The sequence below is a fragment of the Clostridioides sp. ES-S-0048-02 genome, from assembly GCF_020658495.1.
Taxonomy (GTDB): domain Bacteria; phylum Bacillota; class Clostridia; order Peptostreptococcales; family Peptostreptococcaceae; genus Clostridioides.
Window position 1 is genome coordinate 1 of the sequence record NZ_JACVWH010000006.1, and the last position, 20,078, is coordinate 20,078.

Annotated in this window: 18 protein-coding genes, 9 tRNA genes and 2 rRNA genes; all 29 read left to right on the plus strand. The window is 30.3% G+C overall.

All coding sequences use genetic code 11. From position 1 onward, the window contains the following. A 23S ribosomal RNA gene (locus IC173_RS09690) occupies nucleotides 1-123 on the plus strand; the annotation flags it as partial. Nucleotides 124-236: 113 nt separating this feature from the next. Next, nucleotides 237-353 (plus strand): 5S ribosomal RNA (gene rrf, locus IC173_RS09695). Between the two features lie 7 nt (nucleotides 354-360). Then, nucleotides 361-435: transfer RNA gene (locus IC173_RS09700), tRNA-Asn, on the plus strand. A gap of 5 nt (nucleotides 436-440) precedes the next feature. Beyond that, nucleotides 441-526 (plus strand) — tRNA-Leu (locus IC173_RS09705). Between the two features lie 19 nt (nucleotides 527-545). After that, nucleotides 546-621 (plus strand) — tRNA-Met (locus IC173_RS09710). A 7-nt stretch (nucleotides 622-628) separates the two neighbouring features. Next, a tRNA-Glu gene (locus tag IC173_RS09715) sits at nucleotides 629-703 on the plus strand. Between the two features lie 16 nt (nucleotides 704-719). Beyond that, a tRNA-Gly gene (locus IC173_RS09720) sits at nucleotides 720-793 on the plus strand. A gap of 6 nt (nucleotides 794-799) precedes the next feature. Beyond that, nucleotides 800-875 (plus strand) — tRNA-Val (locus IC173_RS09725). A 5-nt stretch (nucleotides 876-880) separates the two neighbouring features. Continuing rightward, a tRNA-Asp gene (locus IC173_RS09730) sits at nucleotides 881-957 on the plus strand. A gap of 10 nt (nucleotides 958-967) precedes the next feature. Beyond that, nucleotides 968-1,042, plus strand: a tRNA-Gly gene (locus IC173_RS09735). Between the two features lie 9 nt (nucleotides 1,043-1,051). Then, nucleotides 1,052-1,125 (plus strand) — tRNA-Arg (locus tag IC173_RS09740). 933 nt (nucleotides 1,126-2,058) lie between these two features. Further along, complete coding sequence (cdaA, locus tag IC173_RS09745) at nucleotides 2,059-2,898, plus strand: diadenylate cyclase CdaA (protein WP_227434523.1); 840 nt, start codon at nucleotides 2,059-2,061, stop codon at nucleotides 2,896-2,898. Beyond that, nucleotides 2,895-4,079: a YbbR-like domain-containing protein gene (locus IC173_RS09750; protein WP_227434524.1), complete on the plus strand. Its 1,185-nt coding sequence runs from the start codon at nucleotides 2,895-2,897 to the stop codon at nucleotides 4,077-4,079. Before cdaA ends, IC173_RS09750 begins: the two co-directional genes overlap by 4 nt. Before the next feature lie 303 nt (nucleotides 4,080-4,382). Further along, complete coding sequence (ptb, locus tag IC173_RS09755) at nucleotides 4,383-5,285, plus strand: phosphate butyryltransferase (protein WP_227434525.1); 903 nt, start codon at nucleotides 4,383-4,385, stop codon at nucleotides 5,283-5,285. Nucleotides 5,286-5,306: 21 nt separating this feature from the next. Next, nucleotides 5,307-6,386 carry a butyrate kinase gene (gene buk, locus IC173_RS09760; protein ID WP_227434526.1) on the plus strand — a complete coding sequence of 360 codons (1,080 nt, stop codon included), beginning with the start codon at nucleotides 5,307-5,309 and terminating at the stop codon, nucleotides 6,384-6,386. Further along, the gene (locus tag IC173_RS09765; RefSeq protein WP_227434527.1) at nucleotides 6,376-7,053 is read left to right on the plus strand and encodes an ATP-binding protein; all 678 of its coding nucleotides are present in this window, start codon (nucleotides 6,376-6,378) and stop codon (nucleotides 7,051-7,053) included. The genes buk and IC173_RS09765 overlap by 11 nt, the downstream gene beginning before the upstream one ends. A 42-nt stretch (nucleotides 7,054-7,095) precedes the next feature. After that, nucleotides 7,096-7,311 carry a 4Fe-4S binding protein gene (locus IC173_RS09770; protein ID WP_227434528.1) on the plus strand — a complete coding sequence of 72 codons (216 nt, stop codon included), beginning with the start codon at nucleotides 7,096-7,098 and terminating at the stop codon, nucleotides 7,309-7,311. A gap of 29 nt (nucleotides 7,312-7,340) precedes the next feature. Continuing rightward, entirely contained in the window at nucleotides 7,341-8,420 is a 1,080-nt protein-coding gene (locus tag IC173_RS09775) for a 3-methyl-2-oxobutanoate dehydrogenase subunit VorB (RefSeq protein ID WP_227434529.1), read from the plus strand. Continuing rightward, a complete protein-coding gene (locus IC173_RS09780) occupies nucleotides 8,420-9,172 on the plus strand; it encodes a thiamine pyrophosphate-dependent enzyme (RefSeq protein WP_003420710.1) in 753 nt (250 codons plus the stop codon). Before IC173_RS09775 ends, IC173_RS09780 begins: the two co-directional genes overlap by 1 nt. Beyond that, nucleotides 9,173-9,730: a 2-oxoacid:acceptor oxidoreductase family protein gene (locus IC173_RS09785; RefSeq protein WP_227434530.1), complete on the plus strand. Its 558-nt coding sequence runs from the start codon at nucleotides 9,173-9,175 to the stop codon at nucleotides 9,728-9,730. It abuts the gene before it with no gap. Nucleotides 9,731-9,900: 170 nt separating this feature from the next. Beyond that, nucleotides 9,901-11,247 (plus strand): phosphoglucosamine mutase, encoded by a 1,347-nt coding sequence (gene glmM, locus IC173_RS09790; protein ID WP_227483570.1) that lies wholly within the window; start codon nucleotides 9,901-9,903, stop codon nucleotides 11,245-11,247. Between the two features lie 267 nt (nucleotides 11,248-11,514). Next, the gene (glmS, locus tag IC173_RS09795; RefSeq protein WP_227855481.1) at nucleotides 11,515-13,347 is read left to right on the plus strand and encodes a glutamine--fructose-6-phosphate transaminase (isomerizing); all 1,833 of its coding nucleotides are present in this window, start codon (nucleotides 11,515-11,517) and stop codon (nucleotides 13,345-13,347) included. Between the two features lie 186 nt (nucleotides 13,348-13,533). After that, entirely contained in the window at nucleotides 13,534-14,610 is a 1,077-nt protein-coding gene (locus IC173_RS09800; RefSeq protein ID WP_227846154.1) for a (Fe-S)-binding protein, read from the plus strand. Nucleotides 14,611-14,638: 28 nt separating this feature from the next. Beyond that, nucleotides 14,639-15,235, plus strand: a complete 597-nt coding sequence (locus IC173_RS09805; RefSeq protein WP_227853332.1) for a CDP-alcohol phosphatidyltransferase family protein — start codon at nucleotides 14,639-14,641, stop codon at nucleotides 15,233-15,235. A gap of 23 nt (nucleotides 15,236-15,258) precedes the next feature. After that, nucleotides 15,259-16,476, plus strand: a complete 1,218-nt coding sequence (locus IC173_RS09810) for an ABC transporter substrate-binding protein (RefSeq protein ID WP_227483569.1) — start codon at nucleotides 15,259-15,261, stop codon at nucleotides 16,474-16,476. Next, nucleotides 16,466-17,341, plus strand: coding sequence for an ABC transporter permease subunit (locus IC173_RS09815; RefSeq protein ID WP_227855482.1), 876 nt, complete (start codon nucleotides 16,466-16,468; stop codon nucleotides 17,339-17,341). Before IC173_RS09810 ends, IC173_RS09815 begins: the two co-directional genes overlap by 11 nt. Nucleotides 17,342-17,349: 8 nt before the next feature. Further along, entirely contained in the window at nucleotides 17,350-18,144 is a 795-nt protein-coding gene (locus tag IC173_RS09820) for an ABC transporter permease subunit (RefSeq protein WP_227836204.1), read from the plus strand. A 20-nt stretch (nucleotides 18,145-18,164) separates the two neighbouring features. Continuing rightward, complete coding sequence (locus IC173_RS09825) at nucleotides 18,165-19,202, plus strand: ABC transporter ATP-binding protein (protein ID WP_227434537.1); 1,038 nt, start codon at nucleotides 18,165-18,167, stop codon at nucleotides 19,200-19,202. A gap of 135 nt (nucleotides 19,203-19,337) precedes the next feature. After that, entirely contained in the window at nucleotides 19,338-20,078 is a 741-nt protein-coding gene (locus IC173_RS09830; protein ID WP_227434538.1) for a rhodanese-like domain-containing protein, read from the plus strand.

The following is a 20,078-nucleotide window of genomic DNA, read 5'->3' on the forward strand; positions in this document are numbered from 1 at the left end:
TCAAGATAAGATTTCCCACCGCAAGGGTAAGACCCCAGAAAGACTATCTGGTTGATAGGTCGAAGGTGTAAGTGCAGCAATGTATTTAGCTTATCGATACTAATAGGTCGAGGACTTGACCAATATTATTTGATGTTCATTGATTAAAATATATATGTAGTTTTTAGAGTGTTAACTCTAAAGAATCTAGTTTACTAGTTTCAATAACTTAATAGTAATATTAAGCATAAAGATTATGTGGTTACAATAGCAGAGAGGATACACCTGTTCCCATTCCGAACACAGAAGTTAAGCTCTCTAGCGCTGATGGTACTTGGTGGGAAACTGCCTGGGAGAGTAGGACGTAGCCACGTTGAATATTCCAAGGTAGCTCAACGGTGGAGCAACCGGCTGTTAACCGGTAGGCTGTGGGTTCGAGCCCCACCCTTGGAGCCAAAAAAGCCGAAGTGGCGGAACTGGCAGACGCACAGGACTTAAAATCCTGCGGGACTTACCTCTCGTACCGGTTCGATTCCGGTCTTCGGCACTTATTTATAAAACAATATCGCGGAGTGGAGCAGTTGGCAGCTCGTCGGGCTCATAACCCGAAGGTCGTAGGTTCGAGTCCTGCCTCCGCAACCATTAAAATGGCTCGTTGGTCAAGAGGTTAAGACACCGCCCTTTCACGGCGGTAACAGGGGTTCAATTCCCCTACGAGTCACCAAAAAACAATTAAATAAGCGGGTGTAGCTCAATGGTAGAGTTCTGGCCTTCCAAGCCAGCTGTGAGGGTTCGATCCCCTTCACCCGCTCCAAAAAATGGGATCATAGCTCAGCTGGGAGAGCACCTGCCTTACAAGCAGGGGGTCGCAGGTTCGAGCCCTGCTGGTCCCACCATTTGCGGCCTGGTAGTTCAGTTGGTTAGAATGCCAGCCTGTCACGCTGGAGGTCGAGGGTTCGAACCCCTTCCAGGTCGCCAAATTAAATAAGCGGGAATAGTTCAGTGGTAGAGCGCAACCTTGCCAAGGTTGAAGTCGCGAGTTCGAATCTCGTTTCCCGCTCCATAATGATTTGGGTGCATAGCTCAGCTGGATAGAGCAACGCCCTTCTAAGGCGTGTGTCCGGGGTTCGAATCCCTGTGCGCTCATTAAGAAAAGTTTACTATATTTATAGTAAACTTTTATATTGTTTAAAAAGACACAGGATACATGCATGTCACCTGTGTCTTTTTCTTTATAAATATAAAATTATATAAGAGTTACATTATATTCATTAATATTGTAATCATATTAATGGTAATGTATAATAGTCTACAAGAAGTTTATAGAAAGATTTATTGCATAGATTTAATTAATTAGTAAATAGGCTCATATACATTATACTGTATACTTTATAGTACTAAGATATTAGAATACTATTTAAATTTATAAATTAATTTCTTATACTGAAAAAGAACGATGAAATCTACTATGAAATACTAGAGATTCTAAATACTTGATAATATAGTGCTTGTAGATTATTGTATTAAATGAATTGTTATACTTATAAGTAATATATCTATGACTTTGAAATAGATAAGTTGTTTTAATTATTTTTATAATAAAAGATAATTTCTAGAAAAGATACATAATAAGATATTAATAGAACTTGATATAAATTATTTATAAGGTAAATTATTAGTATAAGATAAAAATAATATTACTAATATAATATTAATAGAAATAATGTTACAATTTTATATAATTAATAAATAGATTATTAAATTTATTGTAGCAAACATATATTGAAAAATAATATGTATTTTGAAATAGATTTTATAGTATAAAATTGCATCAAGGCGCGAGTACTATTTTGTATTCGCGCCTTGATGATTTGAATTATTTAAACTAGATTTAACTTTAATAAAAAATATATATTTAATGAGCAATATTTTTAATGTATTTAGAGATTATTTAACAATCTCAATCTATAAAAATAGAATTATTTACACAAAAGTTAAATAGTTTGTATAGAGTTAGATTTATATAGTATAATACATAGTGTAAATAATTAAGAAGTTATCGAACAGGAGGATAAAACTGTGTTAGATATAAATTCTTTTTTAAATGAATTTTTTAATATAATATTAAGAATGAGTATATATGATTTAATTGACATATCCATAGTAGCATATATTTTTTACAAAATATTTATGTTTATAAAAGATACAAGAGCAGAACAAGTATTTAAAGGTATAATATTTCTTTTGCTAGCAACTCAACTTAGTAACACTTTTAAATTGCATACCGTTTATTGGATATCTCTTAAGGCTCTGGATTATGGAGTTATAGCAGCTCTTATAATTTTTCAGCCAGAATTTAGAGCAGGACTTGAACATATAGGAAGAGCAAAGTTTAATTTATTTGGAAAAAATGTAAATACTTCAGAAGAAACTCTTAATAGAACTATAGAAGAGATTGTAGAAGCTTTATATTCACTTTCTAGACAAAAAATAGGAGCTCTTATCATAATGGAGAGAGAAACCAGAATAAGTGATATAATAAATACAGGAACTATAATTGATGCTGAAATTTCTAGGCAATTATTGATAAATATATTTATACCAAATACACCATTACATGATGGCGCTGTTGTAATTAGAGATTCTAAGGTAAAGGCAGCTGCATGTTTCTTGCCGTTGACAGAGAGTAAAGATTTAAGTAAAGATTTAGGCACTAGACATAGAGCGGGAATAGGTGTAAGTGAAGTATCTGACTGTATAACACTAATCGTATCAGAGGAAACTGGAGGCGTATCAATTGCTAAAGCTGGTAAGTTATATAGAGATATTTCTAGAGAAAGAATGATGAATATATTACGTAGTAATCTAAAAACGAATACGGAAACAAGAAGTTTTTTCAAAGGTGGTATATTTAAATGATAAATAGACTAAAAAATAATACCAAAATAAAAATAATATCATTTTTAAGTGCAATTGCTTTATGGATGTATGTCATGGCTGTAGTTGACCCTGAAGAAACTAGAGGGTTTGAAGATATACCTGTATCTATAAGTAATATGAGTGATTTAAATGATAAAAATCTTGTTATATATCCAGACGAAAAATTAACAGCAGATGTGTATATAAAAGGTAGTTTATCAAAGGTACAAAAAGTTAAAAAAGAAGATATACATGTATATGGAACTGTTGAAGACCCAATACAAGGTAAGAAGGAAGTATATTTAAAAGCAAATATTCCTCAAGGTGTTACTTTAGAATTTAAGCATGACGTTTTAATAGTAAATCTTGAGAAAAATATAAAAGAAAAAAGAGATATAAAGGTAGAAGTAAGTGGAAATTCTAAAAGAAATATAGATAAAATTGAACTGAATAAAAATTATGTCGATATATCGGGTCCAATGAGTCTAGTTAAGGAAGTTAAGAATATAAGAGCTAATCTAAATGTAGGTAACGAGACAGAAGATTTCTCTAAAAAATTGGATTTAATACCTTTAAATAGTGATGGAACTAAGGTTGAAGGTGTGACACTAAGTTCAAATTCTGTAACAGCAAGTGTACAATTATTAAAAGAAAAAACTGTACCAATAAGAGTAGATTTAAAGGATAATAATCAAGATAATAATACATTGAAAAATTATAAATTAAGTAAAGATGAAGTTAGCATAAAAGGTAAAAAAGAAAGTATAGACAAAATAAATTATATTAAGACAAAACCTATTGATTTAGTTGATTTAGCTAATGGAGAGGAAAAAGAAGTGAGTCTAGAGATTCCAGAAGGAATAACTATTGATGATAGCTCTATAACTATAAAACTAAATGAAACAAAACAATTAAGTGCTGAGTTTGTATATAGTTCAGAAGATATTATGTTAAGAAATATTCCAGCAAATATGGACAATCCGAGTATAATTTTTACTGGAGATATTCAAGTTGTTGTAGAATCAACAGAAGATTTAAGTAAGCTAAATAAAAAAGATATTTCGTTATATATCGATTTATCAGAAGCACCTACTGAAAATGGTAAATATAAAATAAAATATGAAACAACATATCAATTTAAAAAAATAAATATAGAACCTAATATTGTTGAAGTGGAATGAACAAATATTTTGAATATTTAGTTGTTACAAGATGTGACAAAAAAATCTATAAAATTAAGTTTGTTAATTTTATGTTTTTGTTGCATCTTGTTTATTTTAGTTATATTATAAAATAAGGACAATGAGATATTTGTTAAATCTAAAAAGTGTTAGATATATGAAAAAAGACTGATAAATAGATTTAAATAAATATTTTTGAATTAAATATTTCAATTATCCCTAGGAAAACGTTGCTGAACGAGTTATAATTTAATTGAGATATAAAAGTTCTATTTCAAAAAATTCAAGATGAGGTGGAAATGCATGAGAAGTTTTGAAGAAGTAATTAAGTTTGCAAAAGAAAGAGGACCTAAAACTATATCAGTAGCATGTTGTCAAGATAAAGAAGTTTTAATGGCAGTTGAAATGGCTAGAAAAGAAAAAATAGCAAATGCCATTTTAATAGGTGATATAGAAAAGACTAAAGAAATTGCAAAAAGCATAGACATGGATATCGAAAATTATGAAGTAATAGATATAAAAGATTTAGCAGAAGCATCTCTAAAATCTGTTGAATTAGTTTCACAAGGAAAAGCCGATATGGTAATGAAAGGCTTAGTAGACACATCAATAATACTAAAAGCAGTTTTAAACAAAGAAGTGGGTCTTAGAACTGGTAATGTATTAAGCCACGTAGCAGTATTTGATGTAGAGGGGTATGACAGATTATTTTTCGTAACTGATGCAGCTATGAACTTAGCTCCTGATACAAATACTAAAAAGCAAATCATAGAAAATGCTTGCACAGTAGCACATTCATTAGATATAAGCGAACCAAAAGTTGCTGCAATATGCGCAAAAGAAAAAGTAAATCCAAAAATGAAAGATACAGTTGAAGCTAAAGAACTTGAAGAAATGTATGAAAGAGGAGAAATCAAAGGTTGTATGGTTGGTGGACCTTTTGCAATAGATAATGCAGTGTCTTTAGAAGCAGCTAAACATAAAGGTATAGATCATCCTGTAGCAGGAAGAGCTGATATATTATTGGCTCCAGATATCGAAGGTGGCAATATATTATACAAAGCTTTAGTATTTTTCTCAAAATCAAAAAATGCAGGAGTTATAGTTGGAGCTAAAGCACCAATAATATTAACTTCTAGAGCAGATAGTGAAGAAACTAAGCTTAACTCAATAGCCTTGGGCGTTTTAATGGCAGCAAAGGCTTAAATTTAAGGGGGAAATAGGCAAATGAGCAAAATATTTAAAATCTTAACAATAAATCCTGGTTCGACATCAACTAAAATAGCTGTATTTGATAATGAGGATTTAGTATTTGAAAAGACACTAAGACACTCTTCTGAAGAAATAGGAAAGTATGAGAAGGTTTCAGACCAATTTGAATTTCGTAAACAAGTAATAGAAGAAGCATTAAAAGAGGGTGGAGTAAAAACATCTGACTTAGATGCTGTAGTAGGTAGAGGTGGTCTTCTTAAGCCTATAAAAGGTGGAACTTACTCAGTAAGTGATGTTATGATAGAAGATTTAAAAGTAGGAGTTTTAGGAGAACATGCTTCAAATTTAGGTGGTATAATAGCAAAACAAATAGGTGATGAAGTTAATGTTCCTTCATACATAGTAGACCCAGTTGTTGTGGATGAACTAGAAGATGTTGCTAGAATTTCTGGTATGCCTGAAATAAGTAGAGCAAGTGTAGTACATGCTTTAAATCAAAAGGCAATAGCAAGAAGATTTGCTAAAGAGATAAACGCAAAATATGAAGATATAAATCTTATAGTTGCACATATGGGTGGAGGAGTTTCTGTTGGAGCTCATAAAAATGGTAGAATAGTAGATGTTGCAAACGCATTAGATGGAGAAGGTCCTTTCTCTCCAGAAAGAAGTGGTGGATTACCAGTAGGAGCATTAGTGAAAATGTGCTTCAGTGGAGAATATACTCAAGATGAAATTAAAAAGAAAATAAAAGGTAATGGTGGATTAGTTGCATATTTAAATACTAATGATGCTAGAGAAGTTGAAGAAAGAATTGAAGCTGGTGATGAAAAAGCTAAATTAGTATATGAAGCTATGGCATATCAAATCTCTAAAGAAATAGGAGCTAATGCAGCAGTTCTTAAGGGAGATGTAAAAGCAATATTATTAACTGGTGGAATCGCATATTCAAAAATGTTTACAGATATGATTGCAGATAGAGTTAAATTTATAGCAGATGTAAAAGTTTATCCAGGTGAAGATGAAATGATTGCATTAGCTCAAGGTGGACTTAGAGTTTTAATTGGTGAAGAAGAGGCTCAAGTTTATGATAACTAATGATAAAAGAATAAGAATCATAACAGGTCACTATGGAAGTGGTAAAAGTGAATTTGCGATGAACTATGTTGTTAAATTAAGAGATATGGTTTCTGGCAAAGTTGCTATAGCTGATTTGGATGTGGTGAATGTATACTTTAGAACTAGAGAAAAGAAAGAGTTAATGAAATCTTTAGGTATACAACCAATAGATAGTTCAATTAATGCTCCAACATTAGATTTACCAGCAGTATCAGCAGAAGTAATGTCACCTATGGTTGATCATTCATACAATTCTGTTATAGACTTAGGCGGAGATAATGTAGGTGCTAGAGTTATAGGAAGATTTAGTCATTTATTAAAAGAAGGCGACTATGACATGCTTTTTGTAATAAATGCAAATAGGGAGAAAACTCAAACTTCTGAAGAAGTTATCCAATATATAAAGGAAATAGAAAAATCTTCTAAACTAAAGGTAACAGGTCTAATTAATAATACTCATCTTATTAGATTTACTACTATTGATGATGTATTAAGAGGTCAAAAAGTTGCAGAAGAAGTTTCTAAGGAGTGTAATATACCTATAAGATATGTTGCATGCTTAGAAAATCTTGTTGAACAATTACCAAAAGATTTAGAGGGAGAAATTTTTCCAATAAAATTATATATGAGAGAAGACTGGATGTAGTTTGAGCTCAAATATATAGAAAGTTTAAGGAGGCTTAGGTAAATGGCTAAAGGAAAAGTATCTTTTAATCAAGAACGTTGTAAAGGTTGTGGATTATGTGTTGAAGCATGTCCAGTAAAAATCATACAATTAGACTCAAACACAATAAACAAAAAAGGGTATAACCCAGCAACTGTTTCTGAAATGGAAAAATGCATAGGATGTGCAAGTTGTGCGACTATGTGTCCAGATGTAGTTATAACAGTAGAAAGAGATTAATTTAAATTAATATTTAAGGGGGAATTTTAATGGCTAAGATACTTATGAAAGGTAACGAAGCATTTGGAAAAGCAGCTATAGAAGCTGGTTGCAAATATTTCTTCGGTTACCCAATAACTCCACAAAGTGAATTACCAGAATATTTATCAAGAGAGTTACCTAAAATAGGTGGAGCGTTCGTTCAAGCTGAATCAGAAGTTTCTGCGATAAACATGGTTTATGGTGGAGCAGGTGCAGGAGCAAGAGTTATGACTTCTTCATCTTCACCAGGAGTTGCTTTAAAACAAGAAGGTATAACATATGCAGTAGGAGCAGAAGTTCCTTGTGTTGTACTTAACGTAATGAGAGGTGGTCCAGGACTTGGAAGTATACAACCTTCACAAGCTGACTACTTTATGTCTACAAGAGGTGGAGGAAATGGAGACTACAGAACTCCAGTATTCGCACCAGCTACAGTTCAAGAAGCTGTTGACATGATAATGGAAGCTTTTGATGTTGCAGATTACTACAGATCACCTGTTATGGTAGTTGCAGATGGTATGATAGGTCAAATGATGGAGCCAGTTGAATTCAAAGCTCCTGAAAAGAAAAGAGAATTGCCTCCTAAAGATTGGGCAACTGTTGGAACTAAAGGAAAAAGAGTACCTAATGTAATAAACTCTTTATACTTAGAGCCAGAAGTATTAGAAGATCACTGTTGGCACTTAGAAGCTAAATTCAATGAAATGGAAAAAAATGAAGTACAATATGAAATGTACAAAACAGAAGACGCTGAATTTATATTTGCAGCTTATGGAACTACTTCAAGAATAGTGAAAAGCGCAATTGATATATTAAGAGAAGAAGGAATAAAAGCAGGTCTTATAAGACCTAAAGTATTATGGCCATTCCCATTTGAAGCATTTGATCAAATCCCTAGTGCTAGAAACATATTAACTGTTGAAATGAGTATGGGACAAATGGTGGAAGATGTAAAAATGGCAGTAGAAGGTAAATTACCAGTTTACTTCCATGGAAGACCAGGAGGAATGACTCCAACACCAGCAGAAATAGTTGAAAAAGCTAAAAAAATTATTGCCGGAGAATTGGTTGCAGGAGGTGCTAGATAATGGCTGTTGTATTTAAGAAAACTGAAGGGTTACAAGATACTCAAACTCACTACTGTCCAGGATGTACACATGGTATAATCCATAGATTAGTTGGTGAAGTATTAGAAGAATTAGGAGTATTAGGTGATGCTGTAGGTGTTGTTCCAGTTGGATGTTCAGTTTTAGGATATAAATATTTTAACTGTGACACTCAAGAAGCAGCTCATGGTAGAGCACCAGCTGCTGCTACAGGAATAAAAAGAGTTCATCCTGAAAACACAGTATTCACTTATCAAGGTGATGGAGACTTAGCTTCAATCGGTACTGCTGAAATAGTTCATGCAGCTGCTAGAGGAGAAAAAATAACTACTATATTTGTAAACAATACAACATATGGTATGACTGGTGGACAAATGGCTCCAACTACATTAGTTGGACAAAGAGCTACTACTGCTCAATCAGGAAGAAATGCTGAAACTCAAGGTTATCCAATAAGAGTAAGTGAAATGTTAGCTACATTAACAGGAGCTGTATTTGTAGAAAGAGTAGCAGTTGATACTCCAGCTCATGTTAGACAAGCTAAAAAAGCTATAAAGAAAGCATTCCAAGTTCAACAAGCAGGATTAGGATTTGGAATAGTAGAAGTATTATCTACTTGTCCTACAAACTGGGGACTAGCTCCAAATGATGCTTTACAATGGTTAAGAGACAATATGATACCATACTATCCATTAGGAAATTTCAAAAATGTTGAAGTTGAGGAGGTGAAGTAAATGTCTACAGCTAGAGTAATATGTGCAGGCTTCGGAGGCCAAGGTGTTATGTCTATGGGACAATTACTTACTTATGCAGGAATGTTAGAAGGTAAAGAAGTTTCTTGGTTACCATCTTATGGACCAGAAATGCGTGGAGGTACAGCAAACTGTGCAGTAACTGTATCTAGTGAACCAGTTGGTTCTCCACTTATAACAAATGATGCAACTGCAGCTATATTATTAAATATACCAGCATTTGAAAAATTTAAAGATGATGTTGTACCTGGTGGAAAAATAATAGTAAATAGCTCTTTAATAAAAGAAAAAGTTGAAAGAACAGATGTAGATGTTTATTATATCCCAGCAAATGAATTAGCTGTTGAATTAGGTAATGATAAAGTTGCTAATATGATAATGCTAGGAGCTTACTTAAAAGTAGCTGATACAGTAGATATAGAGTCTGTATTAGAAGCATTTAAAAAAGTTTTCGGACCTAGAAAAGAAAAATTTGTTCCATTAAACAGAGCAGCTTTACAAAAAGGTATGGATGCTACATGTTGCGGAGCAACTAACTAATAAAGAAAAAAGATGTCAAAAAAAAGACAATAGAATTATTTCTATTGTCTTTTTTGCTGAGAAGTATTAAAATATTTTTATGACTGAAATTAAGAATATAATAGTATTTTATGAATTATAAAAATATAATACAAATTACAAGCTTTTCAATTATGAAAGGAGAATATTTAGTGAGAAAGTATTTTGGAACAGATGGAGTTAGAGGAATAGCAAATACAGAATTAACATGTGACTTAGCATATAGACTTGGTAGAGCTGGTGGATTTGTTTTAGCTCAAGGAGACCATAGAGTAAAAGTAGTAGTAGGTAAAGATACTAGAATATCAGGAGATATGCTGGAGGCATCTTTAATAGCAGGTCTTATGTCTGTTGGATGTGATGTTATTACTGTTGGAATAATACCAACCCCTGCAGTTGCATATTTAACTAGAAAATATGGTGCTGATTGTGGTGTGGTTATATCTGCATCTCATAATCCTGTTGAATATAATGGAATTAAATTCTTTAATAAGAATGGATATAAATTGGATGATGAAATAGAATTAAAGATAGAAGAATATATAGATGACATGGCTAAAGTAGATTGTATGCCAGTTGGTGAAAATGTAGGACGAAGATTACATGAGCATTATGCACAAAGAGATTATGTAGATTATTTAAAATCAATAATTAACACTGATTTTAGAGGATTAAAAGTGGTTTTGGACTGTGCTAATGGTGCATCGTATAAAGTAGCACCAATAGTATTTGATGAATTAGGAGCAAGTGTAATTTCAATAAATAGTTCACCAGATGGAAACAATATAAATTATAAATGTGGCTCTACACATCCAGAACAACTTCAAAAGGCTGTTTTGGAACATAATGCTGACTTAGGTCTTGCGTATGATGGAGATGCTGATAGATTAATTGCAGTAAATGAAGAGGGTCAAATTGTTGATGGAGACCATATAATGATATTGAGTGCTTTAAATTTAAAGAAAAATAATAAATTAGCACAAGATACTTTAGTAGTTACAGTTATGAGTAATATAGGATTAACAATAGCTGCAAAAGAAAATGGAATAAAATTATCTACTACAGCAGTTGGAGATAGATATGTTTTAGAAGACATGGCTAAAAATGGATATAATCTTGGTGGAGAACAATCTGGACACATGATATTCTTAGATTACAATACTACAGGAGATGGAGTTCTTAGTTCTTTAATACTTGCAAATATAATATTGCAAGAAAAGAAACCTTTATCAGAACTTGCATCAATAATGAGTCAATATCCACAAGTACTAGTGAATGCAACAATAAAAAATGAAAATAAAACCAAATATATGGAATATCCAGAAATAAAAGCTGAAATAGAAAGAATAGAATCTATTTTAGATGGAAATGGTAGAGTCTTAATAAGACCATCAGGAACTGAACCATTAGTTAGAGTTATGTTAGAGGGTAAAGAGGAAGGTCAAATAAAAGAATTAGCAACAAATTTAGCTAATCTTATACAAGAAAAATTATCGTAATTTATAAGGGTATTCTCAGATATAAACCCTGAGGACACCTTTCTAAGCGCCAGAACTTAGTTATAGGCACAAGAATTAAGTATTATTGGAACTAAGTTGACGAGGTCAGAGTTAATCGAATTGTCGGCGGATGCTCTGCGGTGTGTTTACCATCGAAAGACTTCTTTAAATAATAGGAGTAATCCTATGGACAAAGGGAAGCCAAAGTAAACTTATATGACCTAACTCTTAAAATATATAAATAATATTTTTAGGAGGACACAAATAATGTGTGGAATAGTTGGATATTTAGGAAGTAGAAAGGCAGCAGAAGTTATCATAGAGGGGCTTTCTAAGCTAGAGTACAGAGGTTATGACTCAGCAGGTGTAGCAGTTAATGGTTCTAATTGTGATGAACTTAATATTAGAAAGTTCAAAGGTAGACTTTCTGTGCTTGCAGAAGATTTAGAAAAAAATCCTATTGATGGAAATTTGGGAATAGGACATACAAGATGGGCAACTCATGGAGAACCATCTGATGTAAATTCACATCCTCATTTTAATCAAGCTAAAACAATAGCAGTTGTTCATAATGGGATAATAGAAAATTATATGGAAATCAAAGAAGAATTAATTTCTGAAGGTGTTAAATTTGAATCTCAAACAGATACAGAAGTAATAGCACATTTAGTAGATAAATACTATGAAGGTAACTTATTAGACGCTGTATATAAAACTATATCAAAATTAAGAGGAGCTTATGCATTAGGTGTTATATGTAAAGAACATGGAAATGAATTAGTTGCAGTAAGAAAAGATAGTCCTCTTGTAGTTGGTGTGGGTGAAGGCGAAAACTTTATAGCATCAGATATACCTGCTTTATTAAAATATACTAGAGATGTTTATTTCTTAGAAAATGGAGAGATAGTTCACCTAAAAGATGAAAATGTAACAATTTATGATTCTAATAGAAATGTTGTAGAAAAAGAAGTATTCCATGTAACATGGGATGTAGAAGCTGCATCTAAAGGTGGATATGATTACTTTATGTCAAAAGAAATACATGAGCAACCAACAGGAGTTAGAGAAACTCTAGAAAGAAGACTTGATGATAATGGAAATATAATTTTAGATAGTATAAATATTTCTAAAGAAGATTTAGATAAAATAAATAAAGTTTATATAGTAGCTTGTGGAACGGCATATAATGCTGGATTACTTGGTAAGTATGCTATAGAAAAATTTGTAAATATACCAGTAATAACTGATATAGCATCAGAATTTAGATATAGTGACCCATTTGTAGATGAAAACTCATTAGTAATATTAGTTAGCCAATCTGGTGAAACAGCAGATACTTTAGCAGTACTAAGAGATTCAAAAGCTAAAGGAGCAAGAATACTTTCAATAACTAATGTTGTAGGTTCATCTATAGCAAGAGAATCAGATGATGTTTTCTATACTTGGGCAGGACCTGAAGTAGCAGTTGCATCAACTAAGGCATATACAACTCAAATAACTTCTTTATATATGATAGCTTTAGATTTTGCTATTAAAAAAGGAACAATAACTAGAGCGTTTTATGATGGTATGATTACTAAGATGAAAGAAATACCATCAAAAATACAAGAAATATTAGATAATGAAGAATATATAAAAGAAGTTGCTAAAACAGTTGTTAGCTCTGACCATGCTTTCTATTTAGGAAGAGGTATAGACTATAGTTTAGCAATGGAAGGTTCATTAAAATTAAAAGAAATATCATATATACATGCAGAAGCTTTTGCAGCAGGAGAATTAAAACATGGAACAATAGCATTAATAGAAAAAGGAACTCCTGTAATTGCTATAGCTACTCAAGAAAAATTATTTGAAAAAATGGTTTCTAATATGGAAGAAGTAAGAGCAAGAGGAGCTTATGTTGTAGCAATTGCTCAAAGTCATAATAAAGACGTTGAAAAAGCTGCTGAAAAAATAATTTATATACCAAACTCAGATGATATTTTATCACCAATATTAGCAGTTGTACCAATGCAATTACTTGCTTATCATGTTTCTGTATTAAGAGGTTGTGATGTAGATAAGCCAAGAAACTTAGCTAAATCAGTAACAGTTGAATAAAAATATATTAAAAAGTGCATAGATAATATCTATTAGAAAAAACTCATTCTATTTGTTATAATTTTATAGAATGAGTTTTTTATTATAGAAAAAAGCTATTAATCAATATGGAGGTGTATTTGTATAAAAGAGGTAAAGTTAAAATTAGAGACGTTAAAAAAAATCGAAAAAAATAACAATGATTGTATAAATTGCAAAAAATGTTTTAAGGTATGTCCTATGATGAAAGAATTTGGAGACTCACCAAGAGAACTTATGATAGACATTTTGCAAAATAAATCAATAAATAAAAATATACCATATTCTTGCATGTTATGTGGAATATGCAAGGTAGAGTGTCCAAAAGATATAGATTTAAAAGAAATGTTTTTTGATGTAAGGAAAGAAATATTTCATAGCAATCAAAAAGAATTAAATGATATAGGATATAGAACAATAAAATTTCATCAAACTAATAGTTTCTCTTCATTATTCTCAAAAAAATTTATTAAAAAAAACACTAAAAAGATTTTTTTTCCAGGATGTAGCCTTTCTAGCTATAGTAGTGACTTAGTATTAGCAACATATAAATATTTAGAAAATCATATAGAAAATATATCCTTAGCTTTTGAATGTTGTGGCAAGCCAACTTTAGCTATGGGAGATACAAATAAATTTGATAAATATTATTCTAAAATAGACAAGCTATTTAGAGAAAATTATATAGACGAAGTAATCGTAACTTGTCCAAATTGTTTTAATACTATAAGAAATAATAGTGATATAAAAGTGACTTCAATATGGGAAGTGATAAAAGAATATGGACTTCCAGAAAATCTAAAAAATCATTATGATGATTTAAATCAGGAATTTTTATTACATGACCCATGCCCTATAAGAAATGAGCATAATATACATGAGTCAGTCAGATATATACTAGGTTTTATGGGAATAAAAATAATTGAATTTGAAAAAAATAGAGAAAACACAGAGTGTTGTGGCTCTGGAGGTATGGTAAGAGTTACTAATAATGAAGTTGCTATAAACCAGACCAAAAATAGAGCAAATAATGAAAAAACAGATTATGTAATCTCATACTGTCAATCTTGTTGTGAGTCTATGTTAATGGCAGATAAAAAAGTACTACATGTATTAGATTTAATTTTTGATGTTGATGTTATAAACAAAAATAAATTAACCCAGAAGAAAACATCATCTATTAAAAAATGGAGTACAAGGTATAAAGGAATAGAAGTAGCAAAGACGATGAATATAGAAACTTAATAAATTCCCATAAAAAGTATATAAGCTAATGAAAGGAAATAATATGTTAGATACACATGCAAGAAAATATGTAGAGCCATTTATAATCAAAGGAGCAGAGTTCTTTTTAAAACTTAAATTAACTCCAAATAACGTGACAATAATAGCACTTATAGTTGGAATATCTACGTCTTTATTTATATATCTCGATATGAAAGTGCTAGCAATAATTACATTATGGGTTTCAGGATACCTAGATGCTGTAGATGGTGATATGGCGAGAAGTAGTAATAAAACATCCTTATTTGGAACATTAATGGATATTACTTTTGACAGAATAGTAGAAATAAGTATGATTTTAGTATTTGGCTTGAAGATGATTGATGTAAGGTTAAATCTAATGATTCTTTTAAGTAGTATTCTTATGTCAATGACTATATTTTTAACTGTTGGGGCCTTAACTGATAAAAAAGGTATGAAATCATTTTATTATCAAGCTGGTGTAGCTGAAAGGAGTGAGGGATTTATACTTTTTACTTTGATGATTTTATTTCAAAGTTATATTGGAACGATAGCAAATCTATTTTCTATAGTCGTTTTATTTACAGCAGTTCAAAGACTACTAGAAGCAAAAAAAATATTATAAATTAATTTTTGAGAGGGGAAAAAATGAAAAAGAGGATATTAACAATATTATTATGTTTAGGGCTTGTATTTGGATTGATAGGGTGTTCAAATAACGATAAAAAAGAAGAGCCTCAAAAAGATATATTAAAAAGTAGCAATGAAGAGATTTTAAAATCTGCAAAAGGTACAACAGTTAACTTTTATGGATATGGTGGAAATGAAGTAATGAATAAATGGTTTGATAGTTATGTAATTCCAAAGATGAAAGAAGACTATGACATAACTGTAAAAAGAGTAGGAATGGATATAGAAAACATTCTTAATAAACTATTGTCAGAAAAACAAGCTGGAAATGCTAAGGGTACTATAGATGTGGTTTGGATAAATGGAGAAAACTTCAAAACAGCAAAAGAGAATAAATTGTTATTTGGACCTTTTGTAGAGAAACTTTCTAATTATGAAAAGTATGTTGATTCATCTTCTGAAGATATTACTACAGATTTTGGAGTTAGGGTAGAGGGGATGGAAGCTCCTTGGGGGAAATCTCAATTTGCAGTTGTAACAGACATATCTAAGATTAATACAAAAATAACTGATGCAAAAACACTAAAAAAAGTAATTGTATCTAATCCTGGAAAATTTACCTATCCAGCCCCACCAGATTTTACAGGAAGTGCATTTGTCAGAAATATAATATATGATGTAGTAGGATATGATAAAGTAAAAAATTTACCAGAAGATGAAGCTAAAGTAAAACAAGTCATACAACCCGCTATGGAGTATCTTAAAGAAATAAAACCATACTTATGGAATAAAGGTAAAACTTATCCTGCGACATCCTCTCAGTTAGATAATATGTATTCAGATAATGAAACCTATTTTACAATGACTTATGCTCCCAATGTATTATTAGGAAGGATAGAAAGTGGAGAGTTTAGCAAATCTACAAAAGCAATAGAATTTGAAAAAGGAAATATAAGTAACACACATTTTGTTGCTATACCAGATAATTCTCAAAATAAAGAAGGTGCAATAGCGTTAATAGATTTTTTGATGAGTATAGATGCACAATCCTCTAAGACAGAAACTAAAAATTGGGGAGATACATCTGTTTTAGATATGAAGAAGATTCCAGGTGAAGATGTTAAGAAATTTAGTGAAACTATAGTATTAAAAAATTCAGTTCCAGAATTAAAAGCAGGAATAGTTCCAATAATAGAAAAAATATGGACTCAAGAGGTACTAGAAAGTGAAAAGTAAAATAATTAATGATAAAATAATTCCATATTTATTAATAGCACCTGTATCTATCATCTTGATACTTATAATGGGTGTAGGAATTATAAATTGCATCTCACAAAGTCTAGGATTTTTTCCTCATATTGGTCTTGAGCAAATTACATTAAATTATTATAGAGAAATTTTTAGAGATTCTAATTTTTTAGAATCTCTTATCTTTAGTTTGAAGATTTCTTTAGTGTCATCAATTTTGGCTATTATTATAGGTATACTTTTAGCATATATAATGTCTCAAAATAAATTTTCTAAAGTTAGATATATGATTCTAAATGTTCCACTAGTAGTTCCACATGTAATAGCTGTATTATTGGTATTTATAATATTTTCTCAAACAGGTATAGTTTCAAGAGTATTTTATTTTTTCAATATAATAAAGGATTCATCTGAATTTATACCAATGGTTTCTGATAAAAATGGAATAGGGATAATTTTAGTTTATTTGTGGAAAGGAATACCATATATAACACTGATGGTTTATAATATATTGAAAAATATAAATGATAATCTACAACAAGTGTCTATAAATTTAGGTGCAAGTAAACTTCAAACGTTTAGATATATAGTGTTGCCGCTTGCTATGCCTACAATAATTTCTTCATTTATAATAATTTTTGCCTTTTCATTTGGTTCTTTTGAAGTACCTTTTTTAATAGGTGCATCAACTCCAAAAGCATTACCAGTTCAAGCATATCTGAGTTATTCTAGCTCAGATTTAATGCAAAGACCAATCTCAATGTGTATCAATGTTGTATTATCTGGAATAAGTTTTATACTATTAATAATTTATGATAGATTTTTTAATAAAATATCAAAATATAATGTATAGGAGTATCTATGAGTAAAAAATTTAATATAATTCTTAATATCATGTTTGTAGTTATTATAGCTCCTATAATATTATTGTCAATATGGGGAGTTGTAAATACATGGGCATTTCCAAATCTTTTACCTAAGGAATTTTCATTAAGAGGATTTAGATATATTTTGGATATAAATAATCTGAATATCATTTTGAGAAGTATTATAATATCAATAACTGTAGTCTTAGTTACTATTTTATTAAGTATACCAGCATCTAAAGCGTTAGCACTATACGATTTTAAAGGAAAAAGGTTTTGTGAGTTACTGATATTGTCTCCAATTATAATTCCACTAATATCTGTTGCTATGGGCATACATATAGCATTTATTAGAATAGGTCTGGCCAATAATATTTTGGGAGTAATTATTATAAATATACTTCCATGTATACCATATTCAGTTCGAATAATAACAGATGTTTATAAATTAATAGGTGATAATTTAGAAATACAAGCGAAAGTACTTGGAGCAAGTAGATTTAATACATTTAGATATGTAACTTTCCCTTTGATTTTGCCAGGGATATTGGGTGCATCAAGTATGTCTTTCATAATATCCTTTAGTCAATATTTTTTGACTCTTCTTATAGGCGGAGGTAGTGTCATAACTTATCCAATGATTATGTTTCCATATATACAAAGTGGAGACAGGACAATCGCATCTTTGTATAGTATGCTCTTTTTAATAATAAGTTTATTTATCTTGATAATAATAGAATACAATGTAAAAAAGAACTATAAGCATATTCAAAATACAAGGCTATTTTAGTACGATTGGAGGTGTAATAATTGTCATCAGTTAAACTTATAAATTTATGTAAGAGTTTTAACAAAATCAAAGTTTTAAACAATATGAATTTAGATATAAAAGAAGGAGAAATAGTTTCTCTTTTAGGTCCATCAGGTTGTGGAAAAAGTACTACTCTAAAATTAATTGCTGGTATTTTACATCCTGATTGCGGAGATATACTTTTAAATAATGAATCAGTATTAGATATACCTATAGGAAAAAGAGATACTGTAATAGTTTTTCAAGATTATTTATTATTTCCACATATGACTTTATATGAAAATATAGAATTTGGTCTTAAAATGAAAAAAATAAATAAGAATATAAGAAAAAGTAAAGTAAACGAGCTTATAAATTTAGTTAAGTTAAAAGGATATGAAAATAAATATCCAAACGAACTCTCAGGAGGACAACAACAACGTGTTGCAATAGCAAGGTCTTTAGCAATAAATCCAAAGGTACTGTTATTAGATGAGCCATTTTCAAATTTAGATATTAATTTACGCAATGAAATGAGGGAATTTGTATTAGGATTACAAAAACATCTAAAGATAACAACGATATTAGTAACACATGACAAAGAAGAAGCGTTAATGATGAGTGATAGAATAGCAGTTATGTTAAATGGTGAGGTTAAACAATTCGACACACCTGATAATCTTTATGAAAATCCCAAAAGTAAAGAAGTTGCAAATATATTTGGAGAAAAAAATTATTTAATCGGAAATATAAGAAATGGAGAATTTGTAAATGATATAATTTCTATTAAATTAGATAAATATAAAAATATAAATATAGATAATGTAGAGTTAATGATACCAAAAGAAAGTATAATCCTAAAAACGATTGATAATGATGTAGGAAGACAAGGGTCTATATTGAAAAAAAGATATGCAGGAGATAAAGTTTACTATGATGTAGATATTGATGGAACGGTATTAAAAGCTAGTAGCAACAATAATTTATATGAAATAAATGAAAAGGTAGATGTGTTTATGGAACAAAGAAAAATTCTATTCTTTCCTGTTGAACTATAGAAAAAAACTATGGCTGTAAACAAGTAAATAAGTATCAAATATATTTTAATTTTGTTATAATGAATTCGAATACTATAATAAAATAAGATTTTATATCAAAAAAGGGAATATTTTTAATATTTGGAGGGTAATTTTATGAAATTTAGTAAAAGATTTAAAGTTTTAGCTATTGGTTTAACTTTAGTATTAACATTAGGGAGTGTAGTTGGTTGTGATTCTAAAGAATCAGAAAAACCAAAAGAATCTTCTCAAAGTCAAGATAAGGCTAGTTATAAAGAAGCCACAGGTGAAGAGGCTGTAAAAATGATGAAGAAAAATAAAGAATTATTGATATTAGATGTAAGAGGTGCAGAGGACTATGCTAAAGGTCATATTATAAATGGTATAAATATATCAGTAGATGATTTAGAAGATAAATTAAGTGCTTTAGAAGGATATAAGGATAAAACTATATTAGCGTATTGTAACTCAGGTAAAAAAAGTGCAAAAGCTGCTGAAATATTAGTAAAAAATGGATTTAAAGATGTTTATAATGTAGAAGGTGTGAAAGATTTTGATTATGAATTAGTTACATATAATGATATAACTGCGCCTGAAATGTTAAAGTTAATAAGCGAAAATAAAGATTCTATAGTAATAGATGCTAGAAAGTCAAAAGAATTTGAAACTGGACATTTAAAAGAAGCTATCAATATACCACTAGAAGACACAGAAAAGAAAATGGGAGAACTTGATAAAAATAAGGATATAATTTTATACTGTAGAACTGGAAATAGAAGTGGGCAAGCAGCTAAAATACTTTCAGAGAATGGATTTACAAAAGTATATAATTCAGTTGATGGTGTGGATGAATATGATTTTGATTTAGTTAAATAG